This is a genomic window from Variovorax sp. MHTC-1 (assembly GCF_003984645.1).
Classification (GTDB): domain Bacteria; phylum Pseudomonadota; class Gammaproteobacteria; order Burkholderiales; family Burkholderiaceae_C; genus Variovorax.
Genome location: NZ_RWKI01000006.1, coordinates 82,000 through 95,877 on the forward strand (window position 1 = coordinate 82,000; position 13,878 = coordinate 95,877).

10 protein-coding genes are annotated in these 13,878 nt (G+C 66.7%); 6 read left to right on the plus strand and 4 right to left on the minus strand.

Features of this window, described 5'->3' with window-relative positions; genetic code table 11:
• Nucleotides 1-76: 76 nt before the first annotated feature.
• From EJI01_RS12205 to serA, 4 genes are all read right to left on the minus strand, one after another.
• Nucleotides 77-490 (minus strand): gamma-butyrobetaine hydroxylase-like domain-containing protein, encoded by a 414-nt coding sequence (locus EJI01_RS12205; RefSeq protein ID WP_126837388.1) that lies wholly within the window; start codon nt 488-490, stop codon nt 77-79.
• A complete protein-coding gene (locus tag EJI01_RS12210; protein ID WP_126837389.1) occupies nt 490-930 on the minus strand; it encodes an HIT family protein in 441 nt (146 codons plus the stop codon). Before EJI01_RS12210 ends, EJI01_RS12205 begins: the two co-directional genes overlap by 1 nt.
• Nucleotides 927-4,805: a DUF3683 domain-containing protein gene (locus tag EJI01_RS12215; protein ID WP_126837390.1), complete on the minus strand. Its 3,879-nt coding sequence runs from the start codon at nt 4,803-4,805 to the stop codon at nt 927-929. Before EJI01_RS12215 ends, EJI01_RS12210 begins: the two co-directional genes overlap by 4 nt.
• Before the next feature lie 84 nt (nt 4,806-4,889).
• Entirely contained in the window at nt 4,890-6,119 is a 1,230-nt protein-coding gene (gene serA, locus EJI01_RS12220; RefSeq protein WP_126837391.1) for a phosphoglycerate dehydrogenase, read from the minus strand.
• Between the two features lie 202 nt (nt 6,120-6,321).
• On the opposite strand from serA, the gene ugpB reads away from it, so the two are divergent.
• From ugpB to EJI01_RS12250, 6 genes are all read left to right on the plus strand, one after another.
• Nucleotides 6,322-7,632, plus strand: a complete 1,311-nt coding sequence (gene ugpB / locus EJI01_RS12225; RefSeq protein WP_126837392.1) for a sn-glycerol-3-phosphate ABC transporter substrate-binding protein UgpB — start codon at nt 6,322-6,324, stop codon at nt 7,630-7,632.
• Nucleotides 7,633-7,802: 170 nt separating this feature from the next.
• Nucleotides 7,803-8,684: a sn-glycerol-3-phosphate ABC transporter permease UgpA gene (ugpA, locus tag EJI01_RS12230; RefSeq protein WP_126837393.1), complete on the plus strand. Its 882-nt coding sequence runs from the start codon at nt 7,803-7,805 to the stop codon at nt 8,682-8,684.
• Between the two features lie 39 nt (nt 8,685-8,723).
• Nucleotides 8,724-9,572: a sn-glycerol-3-phosphate ABC transporter permease UgpE gene (ugpE, locus tag EJI01_RS12235; protein ID WP_126837394.1), complete on the plus strand. Its 849-nt coding sequence runs from the start codon at nt 8,724-8,726 to the stop codon at nt 9,570-9,572.
• Nucleotides 9,573-9,595: 23 nt separating this feature from the next.
• Nucleotides 9,596-10,603, plus strand: coding sequence for a sn-glycerol-3-phosphate import ATP-binding protein UgpC (locus EJI01_RS12240; protein ID WP_126837395.1), 1,008 nt, complete (start codon nt 9,596-9,598; stop codon nt 10,601-10,603).
• 62 nt (nt 10,604-10,665) lie between these two features.
• The gene (gene ugpQ / locus EJI01_RS12245) at nt 10,666-11,433 is read left to right on the plus strand and encodes a glycerophosphodiester phosphodiesterase (protein ID WP_260602426.1); all 768 of its coding nucleotides are present in this window, start codon (nt 10,666-10,668) and stop codon (nt 11,431-11,433) included.
• A 43-nt stretch (nt 11,434-11,476) separates the two neighbouring features.
• The gene (locus EJI01_RS12250) at nt 11,477-13,873 is read left to right on the plus strand and encodes a DUF3772 domain-containing protein (RefSeq protein WP_126837397.1); all 2,397 of its coding nucleotides are present in this window, start codon (nt 11,477-11,479) and stop codon (nt 13,871-13,873) included.
• Nucleotides 13,874-13,878: the final 5 nt, after the last annotated feature.

A 13,878-nucleotide genomic window follows, 5' to 3' on the forward strand; every position in this document is an offset into this window, starting at 1 on the left:
TTCATATCAACCCGACGACCCCGCGAAGACGGCGGTCATTCGTTGCTTTAGGCCGAAGAACGGCGCGCTCGATCGCTCAGTGGCTGCCGCAGGCGTGGCCGGCCTTGTCGGCCATCGGCGCGTCGCGGTCGACGCCCGCCGCAGCCAGGCGTCGCTCGTACTCGGCCCAGAGCTCGTCCTGCTTGGCGCCCAGCTCGTACAGCAGGTCCCAAGAGAAAATGCCGGTGTCGTGGCCATCCGAGAAGCTCGGCTGCACCGCATAGTTGCCGACCGGCTGCAGGTCCAGCAGGCCGACGGTGCGCTTGCCGGTCTGCAGCACTTCCTGGCCCGGCCCGTGCCCCTGCACTTCCGCCGAAGGCGAATAGATGCGCATCAGCTCGAAGGGGATGCGGAAAGTGGCGCCGTCCGAAAAGCCGACCTCCAGCACGCGCGACTGGTTGTGCACGGTGATCGATTGCGGCGTCGGTGCGCCGGCTTGCAAACCTGCCATCAGAAACTCCTTGTCGCCAGGCGCTGGACCATCTCGCGTTCCAGTGCCGGTAGTTTGACCTCTATTCCGGCCTCGCGTTCCGGATTGCTCTTGCGCTGCACTTCGGCCCAGACCGAGCCCGGGAATCGCGGGTCCCAGTCGAAGCGCGCGACAACGTGCCAGTGCAGATGCGGCACCATGTTGCCCAGGGCCGCGAGATTGATCTTGGCCGGCGCCAGCGCATTGCGCAGGCTTTGCTCGACCACTGTCACGGCTTCCATGCACAGCGCGCGGTCCTCGGGACTCAAGTCGGACCACTCGGCCACGTGGTCTTTCCAGACGACGCGATAGAACGCGGGAAAGCCCGCTTCCGCCGCATGGATGACGCGAAACTTCGCCGCCTCGAAGACCATGCGGCCGCCGGCGTCATCGCACAAAGGACAACCCGCGGCGGAGCTCATACCAGCACGCGTTCGATGCCGCCCTGATTGGCAGCGGCCACGTACTCGGGCATCCAGTCGTCGCCGAGGATCCGGTTGGCCATCTCGACCACGATGTAGTCGGCTTCGAGCAGGCCGTTGTTCAGGTCGTTGCCGTAGCGGCTCAGGCCCTGCAGGCAGCTCGGGCAGCTGGTGAGGATCTTGACGTTGGACTTGGGCGCGACCAGGCCGCCTTCGCGCAGCGCAGCCTCGCCCTTCTTCAGCTCTTCTTCCTTGCGGAATCGGACCTGCGTCGAGATGTCCGGGCGCGTCACGCCCAGCGTGCCGGATTCGCCGCAGCAGCGGTCGTTCTTGAGGACCTTGTCGCCCACCAGCGCCCTGACGGTCTTCATCGGGTCCTGGAGCTTCATCGGGCTGTGGCAGGGGTCGTGGTAGAGATAGCCGCCGCCGGCCGCATCGCCGAGCGTGATGCCCTTCTCGAGCAGGTACTCGTGGATGTCGATGATCCGGCAGCCCGGGAAGATCTTGTCGAACTGATAGCCCTGCAGCTGGTCGTAGCAGGTGCCGCAGCTCACCACCACGGTCTTGATGTCGAGGTAGTTCAGCGTGTTGGCCACGCGGTGGAAGAGCACGCGGTTGTCGGTAATCATCTTCTCCGCCTTGTCGTACTGGCCGCTGCCGCGCTGCGGGTAGCCGCAGCACAGATAGCCGGGCGGCAGCACAGTCTGCACGCCGGCATGCCAGAGCATCGCCTGCGTGGCCAGGCCCACCTGCGAAAAGAGCCGCTCCGAGCCGCACCCCGGGAAATAGAACACGGCCTCGGTCTCGGAGGTGGTCGCCTTCGGGTTGCGGATGATCGGCACGTAGTCCGCGTCCTCGATGTCGAGCAGCGCGCGCGCGGTCTGTTTGGGAAGCCCGCCCGGCATCTTCTTGTTGATGAAGTGAATCACCTGCTCCTTGACCGGCGCCGGACCCAGCGTGGCCGGCGGGGCCGCGGTCTGTTTCTTCGCCAGGCCGCGCAGCAGGTCGTTGGCCAGACGCTGTGCCTTGAAGCCGATGTCGACCATGCCGGTGCGCATCAGCTTGATGGTCTGCGGACTGGTGGCGTTGAGGAAGAGCATCGCCGCCGCATTGCCGGGCCGGAAGGACTTCTGGCCCATCTTGCGCAGCAGGTTGCGCATGTTCATCGACACGTCGCCGAAATCGATGTCGACCGGGCACGGCGTCGCGCACTTGTGGCACACGGTGCAGTGGTCGGCCACGTCCTCGAACTCCTCCCAGTGCTTGATGCTGACGCCGCGCCGGGTCTGTTCCTCGTACAGGAAAGCCTCGACCAGCAGCGAGGTCGCGAGGATCTTGTTGCGCGGCGAGTAGAGCAGGTTGGCGCGCGGCACGTGCGTCGCGCACACCGGCTTGCACTTGCCGCAGCGCAGGCAGTCCTTCACGCTGTCGGCGATGGCGCCGATGTCGCTCTGCTGCATGATCAGCGACTCGTGGCCCATGAGGCCGAAGCTCGGCGTGTAGGCATTGGTCAGGTCGGCATGCAGCGGGCCGCCATCGCCGAGCACGGGACGCAGCAGCTTGCCCTTGTTGAAGCGCCCTTCCGGGTCGACCCGCTTCTTGTAGTCGGTGAAGGGCTGCAGCTCTTCGTCGGAAAGGAATTCGAGCTTGGTGATGCCGATGCCGTGCTCGCCCGAGATCACGCCGTCGAGGCTGCGCGCCAACACCATGATGCGCGCCACCGCGGCGTGCGCGGTCTGCAGCATCTCGTAGTTGTCGCTGTTGACCGGGATGTTGGTGTGCACGTTGCCGTCGCCCGCATGCATGTGCAGCGCGACCCAGACCCGGCCCTTCAGCACGCGCTGGTGAATGGCATTGCACTCGGCCAGGATCGGCGCGAACTCGGCGCCGCTGAAGATGGCCGCAAGCGGCGCGCGGATCTGCGTCTTCCAGCTCGCGCGCAGCGAATGGTCCTGCAGCTGCGGGAACAGCGTGTCCACCTTGTCCAGCCAGCCCCGCCAGAGCGCCCGCACCTCGCGCACCAGCGCCGCGGCTTGGGAGGCGCGGTCTTCGAGTAGCTCGGCCGACGCGATCTCGCTGGCATCGTCGCTCTTGCCCAGCGGCAGGTTGCCCTGCGTGAAGAAGGCTTCGAGCTCGTCGGCGAGCGCGAGCTTGTTCTGAAGCGAGAGCTCGATGTTGATGCGCTCGATGCCATCGGTGTACTCGGCCATGCGCGGCAGCGGGATCACCACGTCCTCGTTGATCTTGAAGGCGTTGGTGTGCTTGCTGATGGCGGCAGTGCGCTTGCGGTCGAGCCAGAACTTCTTGCGCGCCTCGGGGCTGATCGCGATGAAGCCTTCGCCGCTGCGCGAGTTGGCGATGCGCACCACTTCGGAGGTCACACGCGCGACCGCATCGGCATCGTCGCCGGCGATGTCGCCGAACAGCACCATCTTCGGCAGGCCGCCGTGCTTCTTGGACTTGGTCGCGTAGCCGACCGCCTTGAGGTAGCGGTCGTCCAGGTGCTCCAGGCCCGCCAACAGGACCCCTGAACGCTTCTGCTCGGCGAACATGAAATCCTTGATCTCGACGATGCTCGGGACGGCGTCCTTGGCGTTGCCGAAGAACTCCAGGCACACGGTGCGCGTGTGCGCCGGCATGCGGTGCACCACCCAGCGCGCGCTGGTGATGAGGCCGTCGCAGCCTTCCTTCTGGATGCCGGGCAGGCCCGAGAGGAACTTGTCGGTCACGTCCTTGCCGAGGCCTTCCTTGCGGAAGGTCTTGCCGGGGATCTCGAGCCGCTCGCTGCGCAGCCGGGTCTTGCCGTCGGCCGCGAAATACTGCAGGTCGAAGACGGCACTGTCGGCGTCGTGGATCTTGCCGAGGTTGTGGCCGATGCGCGTGACTTCGAGCCACTCGGCCTCGGGGGTCACCATGCGCCAGGAGGCCAGGTTGTCAAGCGCGGTGCCCCAGAGCACCGCTTTCTTGCCGCCCGCGTTCATCGCGACGTTGCCGCCGACGCAGGAGGCCTCGGCCGAGGTCGGGTCGACCGCGAACACGAAGCCCGCGCGCTCGGCCGCATCGGCCACGCGCTGAGTGACCACGCCGGCTTCGGTCCAGACGGTGGGCACCGGGGCCTCGAGCCCGGGCAGCGAGACCATCTCGACCTCGGTCATGGCCTCGAGTTTTTCGGTGTTGATGACGGCGCTGTTCCAGGTCAGCGGGATCGCGCCGCCGGTGTAGCCGGTGCCGCCGCCGCGCGGAATGATCGTGAGCCCCAGCTCGGTGCAGCCCTTGACCAGCCCGGCCATCTCGGCCTCGGTGTCTGGCGTGAGCACGACGAAGGGATATTCGACCCGCCAGTCGGTTGCATCGGTCACGTGCGACACGCGCGAGAGGCCGTCGAACTTGATGTTGTCCTTGGCCGTGAGCCGGCCCAGCGTGCGCGTGGCCTTGCGCCGAAGCGCCGCGACGTCGCGAAACATCGTGTCGAAGGCCTGCACCGCCTGCGCCACCAGCGCGGTGAGCTCGCCGACCAGCGCGTCGCGCTGCGCGGCCGCATCGGGCGTGCGGCGCTTCTGCACCTCGGACAGGCGGTGGTTGAGCGCATCGACCAGCTGGCCGCGCCGGCGCGGGTTGTCCAGCAGGTCGTCGACCAGGTAGGGATTGCGCTGCACCACCCAGATGTCGCCCAGCACCTCGTAGAGCATGCGCGCCGAACGGCCAGTGCGGCGCTCGGCCCGCAGCGTCTGCAGCAGTTCCCAGCCGCGCTCGCCCAGGAGGCGGATCACGATCTCGCGATCGGAAAAACTCGTGTAGTTGTATGGGATCTCACGCAATCGCGCGGGCTCTTCGGCCTGCGACAACAACGCCGTCAACGCGGTCGGAGCATTCATCGGGGATTGGCCTCGGTCGGGCGCTGCGCGCCCATGAACCAGGGGCGTGAATTTTAAGTCAGCCCTGAGCGCCCTGCCGGCAGCTTAGAACAGGACCCGGCTGCGTATGGTGCCGGACACCTTCGCAAGCTTTTCGAGCGCCAGGTCGGAATACGCGGCATCGATGTCGGTCACGACGTAGCCCACCTTCTCGTTGGTCTGCAGGAACTGCGAGGCGATGTTGATCTTGTTCTCGGCGAACACGCGGTTGATATCGGACAGCACGCCCGGCACGTTGCGGTGGATGTGCAGCAGCCGATGCTTGCCCGGGTGCGCCGGCAGCGCCACTTCGGGGAAGTTGACCGAGGAGGTCGAGGTGCCGTTGTCGCTGTACTTCACCAGCTTCTCGGCCACCTCGAGGCCGATGTTGGCCTGCGCCTCCATCGTCGAGCCGCCGATGTGCGGCGTGAGGATCACGTTGTCCAGCCCGCGCAGCGGTGACTGGAACTCGTCCTTGTTGCTGCGCGGCTCGACCGGGAACACGTCGATCGCGGCGCCCAGCAGCTTCCTTTGCTTCAGTGCATCGGCCAGCGCCTCGATCTCGACCACGGTGCCGCGCGAGGCATTGATCAGGATCGCGCCGGGCTTCATGGCCGCGAGTTCGGCTGCGCCGATCATCCATTGCGTGGCCTGGGTCTCGGGGACGTGCAGCGACACGATGTCGCTTTGCGCCAGCAGGTCGTGCAGTTCGCGCACCTGGCGCGCGTTGCCCAGCGGCAGCTTGGTGACCACGTCATAGAAGGCGACTTGCATGCCGAGCGCCTCGGCCAGCACCGACAGCTGCGCGCCGATCGAGCCATAGCCTACGATGCCCAGCGTCTTGCCGCGGATCTCGAAGGCGTTCTCGGCCGACTTGAGCCAGCCGCCGCGGTGTGCCACCGCACTCTTCTCGGGCACGCCGCGCAAGAGCAGGATGGCCTCGGCCAGCACCAGCTCAGCGACCGACCGGGTATTGGAATAGGGGGCGTTGAACACCGCCACGCCGTGCTCGCGCGCCGCGTCCAGATCGATCTGGTTGGTGCCGATGCAGAAGGCGCCGACCGCGACCAGCTTCTGCGCGGCGGCAAACACTTCGGCCGTCAGCTGCGTGCGCGAGCGGATGCCCAGGAAGTGCACGTCGGCGATGCTGGCCTTGAGTTCGGCTTCCGGCAGCGCGCCCGCGAGCGTCTCGATACTCTTATAGCCCGCGCCCCGCAGCACCTCGACGGCCGAGGAGTGGATACCTTCGAGCAGAAGGAACTTGATCTTGCTTTTGTCGAGGGAGGTCTTGCTCATACGGAAGTCCCGGCCGAGCCAAGGCAGAGCCAAAAAATTGGAGGGCGATGCTAGCATGGTGCGGCGCAGCAAGCGGGGTGTGCGGACATGCTCCAAAAGGGTTTCCCCGGTTGGACGAGCCCCCTCGCCGTGCGACAAATGTGACGCAGCCGTGTCATACGCGCCGCCTAGCATCCGCGCTTTCTTTTTCTCAGGAGTCTTCATGCGATTCAAAACGCTCGCCGTGGCATCGGCGCTTGCGGCAACCCTCTGCGCACCGGCAATGGCGCAGACCGAGATCCAGTGGTGGCATTCGATGAGCGGTCCGCTCGGCGAATGGGTCAACGACTTGACCAAGCAATACAACGAGAGCCAGAAGGACTACAAGGTAGTTGCCACTTACAAGGGCCAGTACGATGAATCGATGACGGCCGCCATCGCCGCCTACCGCTCCGGCAATGCGCCTGACATCCTGCAGGTGTTCGAGGTGGGTACCGCGACCATGATGGCTTCCAAGGGCGCCATCAAGCCGGTGGGCGAAGTGATGAGCGCGGGCGGGGCCAAGTTCGACCCCAGCGTGTACGTGCCCGCGGTGGCCGGCTACTACACGGCGCCGAACGGCCAGATGCTGAGCCTCCCGTTCAACAGCTCGACCACGATCTTCTACTACAACAAGGATGCCTTCAAGGCCGCCGGCCTGGATCCGGAAAAAGCGCCCACCACCTGGCCCGAAGTCATCGCGGCCGCCGACAAGCTCAAGGCCAGCGGCCACAAGTGCCCCTTCACGACGAGTTGGATGAGTTGGACCCAGCTGGAAAGCTTCTCGGCCTGGCACAACACCCTGTACGCGACGCAGAACAACGGCTTCGGCGGCACCAGTGCGCGTCTGGCCTTCGACTCGCCGCTGCACGTGCGCCATTTCGAGAATCTGGCCAAGATGGCCAAGGACGGCACCTTCGTCTACAAGGGACGCAACAACACGGCCGACGCCGCCTTCCCCTCCGGCGAATGCGCCATGATGACCGGCTCCTCTGGTCTGTACGCCCGCGTGGCCAAGGACGCCAAGTTCAAGTACGGCATCTCGACCCTGCCCTACTACCCCGACGTGAAGGGCGCACCGCAGAACACGGTGATCGGCGGCGCCAGCCTGTGGGTGATGTCCGGCAAGCCGGCCGACCACTACAAGGGCGTGGCCAGCTTCTTCAACTTCCTGTCCGACACCAAGGTGCAGGCCGAGAGCCACAAGCGCACCGGCTACCTGCCCATCACCACGGCCGCCTACAAGCTGACCGACGCCTCGGGTTTCTACAAGGAGAAGCCGGGCACCGACGTGGCGGTGACGCAGATGATCCGCAAGACCACCGACAAGTCGCGCGGCGTCCGCCTGGGCAGTTTCGTGCAGATCCGCACCATCATCGACGAGGAAACCGAGCAGATCTGGAGCGGCAAGAGGACCGCCAAGGAGGCACTCGACGCCGCCGTCAAGCGCGGCAACGAGCAACTCGAGCGCTTCCAGAAAGCAAACAAGGGCTGACGCAGGCGCACGCCTGCGCAGCCCTTTGGGCGTCCACGGCACCCACCCTGCCCTCCCCGCCAAGCGGGGAGGGTGCCTGCCGGTGGAGCGGCTGCCGCTGTAGACTCGCACGCCCGCCCTCATTGGAAATACCGAGGGCGGGCTTTTCGTTTTTGAGGGTTTGGAGGGGTATGGAGAAACGCGTTCTTTTCCGGTCGGCCTGGCTGCCCTGGCTGCTGGTCGCGCCGCAGATGACGGTGATCCTGGTGTTCTTCTTCTGGCCGGCAAGCCAGGCCATCTGGCAATCGATGCAGTCGGAGGACGCCTTCGGCATCTCCACCGCCTTCGTCGGCCTGGAAAACTTCCAGACCCTATTCGACGATCCGGCCTACATCGAGTCCTTCAAGGTCACGGCGCTCTTTTCGGTTCTGGTGGCCGGCAGCGGCATCGCACTGTCGTTGATGCTCGCCATCTTCGCCGACCGCATCCTGCGAGGCGGCCTGGTCTACAAGACCTTCCTGATCATTCCCTACGCCGTGGCGCCGGCCATTGCGGGCGTGCTGTGGGTGTTCATGTTCTCGCCCAGCATCGGCGTGGTGTCGTACTTTCTGCGCTACATGGGCATGGACTGGAACCACCTGCTCAACTCCAACCACGCCCTCGCGCTGATCGTGGTGGCCGCAGTTTGGAAGCAGATCTCCTACAACTTCCTGTTCTTCCTGGCCGGCCTGCAGTCCATTCCCAAGGCGTTGATCGAGGCCGCCGCCATCGACGGCGCCGGGCCGCTGCGGCGCTTCATCACGATCCAGTTTCCGCTGCTGTCGCCCACCACCTTCTTCCTGCTGGTGATCAACATCGTCTACGCCTTCTTCGACACCTTCGCGATCGTGCATGCGACGACCGAAGGCGGGCCGGGGCGCGATACCGCAATCCTGGTCTACAAGGTCTGGCACGACGGCTTCAAGGCGCTGGACCTGGGCGGCTCGGCCGCGCAGTCGGTGGTGCTGATGGTGATCGTCGTCGCGCTGACGGTGATCCAGTTCCGCTACGTCGAAAAGAAGGTCCAGTACTGATGCTCGCCCGATCCATCGCCCTTTCCCGGAGGCAACACCATGGTTGAACGCCGCCCGGGCCTCACCGTCCTGTCGCATGTGGTGCTGATCCTGGGCATCGCCATCGTGGCCTTCCCCATCTACCTGGCCTTCGTCGCGTCCACCCACACGCGCGACGAGATCCTGCGGGTGCCCATGCCGCTCCTGCCGGGCGGCCACATGTTCGAGAACTACAGCTCCGCCCTGCTGGGCGCCGACACCCAGGGCGCGCGCGTGGTGGTGGGCCGCATGATGTGGATCAGCCTGGTCACGGCGCTGGTCATCAGCATCGGCAAGATCGCGATCTCGCTGCTGTCGGCCTTCGCCATCGTGTACTTCCGCTTTCCGTTCAAGAAGATCGTCTTCTGGATGATCTTCGTGACCTTGATGCTGCCGGTGGAGGTGCGCATCCTGCCGACCTACAAGGTGCTGGCAGACCTCAACATGCTCAACACCTATGCGGGGCTGACCATACCGCTGATCGCCTCGGCCACTGCCACCTTCCTGTTTCGGCAGTTCTTCCTGAGCGTGCCCGACGAGCTGGTGGAGGCAGCCCGCATGGACGGCGCCGGGCCGATGCGCTTCTTCAAGGACATCCTGGTGCCGCTGTCGCAGACATCGATCGCCGCACTGTTCGTGATCCAGTTCATCTACGGCTGGAATCAATACCTGTGGCCGCTGCTGGCAACGACCAGCGAGGACATGTATCCGGTGGTGATCGGCATCAAGCGAATGATCGCCTCGGGCGACGCCGCGGTGGACTGGAACCTGGTGATGGCCACTGCCATCCTGGCGCTGGTGCCTCCGGCGATCGTGGTGGTGCTGATGCAGCGCTGGTTCGTCAAGGGCCTCGTGGATACCGAGAAATAACCGACAAAGAAGCAAACGACGCAATGGCTGCCATCTCTCTTCGCAACGTCATCAAGCGCTACGGCCACGGGGCCAAGGCCAACCAGGTCATCCACGGCGTCTCGGCCGACGTCAAGGACGGCGAGTTCGTCGTCATCGTCGGCCCCTCGGGCTGCGGCAAATCCACGCTCCTGCGCATGGTCGCGGGCCTGGAGGAGATCAGCGCGGGCGAAATCGCGATCGGCAATCGCGTGGTGAACAACATCGAGCCGGCCAAGCGCGACATCGCGATGGTGTTCCAGAACTATGCGCTCTACCCGCATATGTCGAACTTCGACAACATGGCCTACGGGCTCAAGATCGCGAAGGTGCCCAAGGAGGAGATCAAGGCGCGCGTGGACAAGGCCGCGAAGATCCTCGAGCTCGGCCACCTGCTCGAGCGCAAGCCGCGCGAGCTCTCCGGCGGCCAGCGCCAGCGCGTGGCGATGGGCCGCGCCATCGTGCGGCAGCCGCAGGTGTTCCTGTTCGACGAGCCGCTCTCCAACCTCGACGCCAAGCTGCGCGCGCAGACCCGCCTCGAGATCCAGAAACTGCATCGCGAACTCGGCATCACCTCGCTCTTCGTCACGCACGACCAGGTCGAGGCCATGACGCTCGCGCAGCGCATCATCGTGATGAACGCCGGCGTGATGGACCAGTTCGGCACGCCCGAGGAGGTGTATGCGCGCCCCGCCACCACCTTCGTCGCCAGCTTCATCGGTTCGCCGCCGATGAACCTGCTGAAGCACGCGCCCGGCGTGCGGCCGGGCACCATCCTCGGCATTCGGCCCGAGCACCTGACCCTCGATGCAGACGGCTGGCCGGTGCATGTCGAGTATGTCGAACTGCTGGGCGCCGAGCGGCTGATCTACGGCCGCATCGGCGACGAGCAGTTGGTCATGCGCGCCGACGAGGGCCAGACGCCGCCGGTCACCGGCGATACGGTCCGGATTGCCGCGCGCCAGGACAAGCTGCATTGGTTCGACGCCGGGTCCGGCAAGCGCACGGAATGAAGGCCCCCCGGCTTGCCACTTCGTGTGCTTCGCCACCCCCCGAGGGGGAGGCGCGGCCCGCCTTGGGGCGGCCCGGCGGCGGCCGCATATCCTCCGACTGGCCCTATCCCCGCTGGATCGCCCACCGCGGTGCCGGCAAGCTGGCCCCCGAGAACACCCTGGCCGCCTTTCGCCTCGGTGCCGAGCACGGCTACCGCATGTTCGAGTGCGACGCCAAGCTCAGCGCCGACGGCGTGCCCTTCCTGCTGCACGACAGCACGCTGGAGCGCACCAGCAACGGCCATGGCCTCGCCGGCGACCAGCCGTGGTCGGAGCTGGCGCAGCTCGACGCCGGCGCCTGGCATTCGCGCCGCTATGCCGGCGAGCCGCTGCCCAGCCTCGAAGCCCTGATCCGTTTCTGCCTCGCCAACGGCTACGCACTCAACATCGAGATCAAGCCGACGGCGGGCGTCGAGCTGAACACCGGCGGGCGTGTCGCGCAGCTCGCCGCGCGGCTGTGGGCAGGCTCGGCCGTCGCGCCGCCCCTCCTGACCTCCTTCGCGCCCGAATCCCTGGAAGGTGCACGGTCGGCCCAGCCCGAATTGCCGCGCGGCCTGCTGCTCGACAAGCTGTGGGACGGCTGGCTCGACACCGCGCGCCGGCTCGATTGCGCGGCGATCGTCTGCAACTATGCGCTGTGGGATGCCGCAACCGTGGCACAGGTGCATGCCGCCGGCCTGCGCGCGCTGAGCTACACCGTCAACGACGAGTGGTTGGCGAAGCAGCTGATCGCCCTCGGCACCGACGGCATCATCACCGACCGCGTCGACCGCTTCAGTCCTGCGGCCTGAGCCCGCGCGCAGGGCAGGTGCGAAGCCCTTCTATGATGAAGCCATGAGTTGGATGCAACGCCTCGCGGCCCTGCTGCTGGCCGCCGTCCTCTGCGGCGGCGCCTTTGCGCAGAGCACCGCCGCCCCGCCGGAAGCCACTGTCGCCGATCTGCGGGCCCAGCTCGACCGCATTCCCGACGCCGTCGAAAGCAGCGCCGAGGTGCGCGAGCTCATCGCCCGCATCAACGCCATCGGCGCCCAGGCCGACAAGTTCGTCTCCTCGCGCACCGGGCAGCTCAGCGACCTCAACGCGCGCCTCGGCGAGTTGGGCAACCCGCCGGCCGAAGGCGCCGCCGCCGAAGATCCCGACATCACGCGCCAGCGCGCGGCGCTGCTGAAGGAGCGCAACGCACTCGACGCCGACATCCGACTGGCGCGGCTGATCACGGTCGATGCGCAGCAGCGCGGCAGCGAGCTGCTGGCCAAGCGGCGCGCGCTGTTCGAGGCTCAGCTGACCGAGCGCGCGCCCTCGCCGCTCGGCCGCCAATTCTGGTTCGACATCAACGACGCCTGGCCTGCCGACGTGGAACGCTTGGCCACGCTCGGCGACGAGCTCCGGGCCAGCTTCGACACCGCGCTGGAGCCGGCGCACCGATCGGCCGCGCTGGCGAGCCTGACCGTGGCGCTGCTGCTCGTGCTGCTGGGCAACTGGGCCGCCGAGCGCGGGCTGGCGCAGTTGGCGGCGCGCATGCTGCCGGCCGGACGGCTGCGCCGCTCGCTGCTGGTGCTCGCGATCGTGGCCGTCAACGTGCTGCTGGTAGCGCTGGCAGCGCAGGGCGTGTTCGCCACGCTCGAGCGCCACGGCGTCTGGGGGCCGCAGGTTCGCAAGCTGGCGCAGGCGGTGGTGCAGTCGATCATCTTCATCGCCTTCGTGGTCGGGCTGGGCCGGGCGCTGCTGTCCAACAGCCGGCCCTCGTGGCGGCTGCCGCCGATCCCCGACGCGATGGCACGGCGCCTGGCGCCTTTCCCCTGGCTCACCGCGCTGATCGCCGTGCTGGTCTGGGCGCCGACCCAGATCAATGCGGTGGTGGAAGCCAGCTTCGCGGCGGTGGTCGCGACGCACGTGGTCACTGCGCTGGCGCTGACCGCGCTGATCGGCACGATGCTCTTGCGCCTGCACGAGCCGTACGGTGGACCCGCAGATGCCGCGGCCGGGGCGGCCGAGCCGCCCGCGGAGCCGGACCGCCCCTTGTGGATCAGCTTCCTGTTGAGTGCGGTGGCACTCGCCGTGATCGTGATCTGGATCCTGGTGGCGGTCGGCTACGTCGCGATGGCGAGTTTCCTCGCCAACCAGCTCACCTGGACCGGCATCGTCGCATCGGCCTTCTACGTGCTGTTCAAGTTCGCCGACGACCTGTTCATGGCGCTGGTGTCCTCGCGCAGCGACTTCGGCCAGAAGCTGCAGAAGACTTTCGGCTTCGCGCCGCGCACGCTGGACCAGGCGGCCGTGGTGCTCTCGGGCCTCAGCCGCGTCGCATTGTTCTTCTACATGGTCATTGCGCTGGCCACGCCGCTGGGCACCAGCCCGGGAGAGGTTTTCCAGCGCAGCGGCCAGTTCGGCACCGGCGTGAAGATCGGCGAGTTCGAGCTGGTGCCGGGCGCGATCTTCACTGCCGTCGCGGTGCTGGCCGTCGGCTTCGTCGCGCTGCGCGTAATCAAGAAGTGGCTGGAGGCGCACTACCTGCCGGAGACCGCGCTCGAGCCCGGCATGCAAAGCTCGATCACGACGCTGCTGGGCTACGTGGGCGGCATTCTCGTGGTCGCGGTCGCGCTGTCGGCGCTGGGCATTGGCATCGAGCGCATCGCCTGGGTGGCGAGCGCGCTGTCGGTCGGCATAGGCTTCGGGCTGCAGGCGATCGTCCAGAACTTCATCTCCGGGCTGATCCTGCTGGCGGAACGCCCGGTCAAGGTCGGCGACTGGGTGGTGCTCGGCAATGCCGAAGGAGATGTACGGCGCATCAACGTGCGCGCCACCGAAATCCAGCTGGGCGACCGCTCCACGCTGATCGTGCCGAACTCGGAGTTCATCACTAAGACCGTGCGCAACATGACGCTGGCGAACGCCGAGGGACGCGTGCTTATTCGGCTGCCGATGCCGCTCAACACCGACGCCCAGCGCACGCGCGAGCTGATGCTGGCGGCCTGTGCCGATCATGCCGGCGTGCTGCCCTCGCCAGCGCCCACGGTCACGCTCGAAGGCATCGAGAACGGCATGCTGATCTTCCAGGCGATCGCCTACGTGCAGAGCCCGCGCGTGGCCGGCGGGGTGCGCAGCGACCTGCTCTTCGCCATCCTCGACCTGCTCAAGGCGGCCGGGCTGCCGCTGGCGGTGCCCACCATGGTGATGTCACCGACGGAGCCGCCGGCGCCGCCGGCGCCGACGCCACCGTTGCCGGTTTGAGCCGA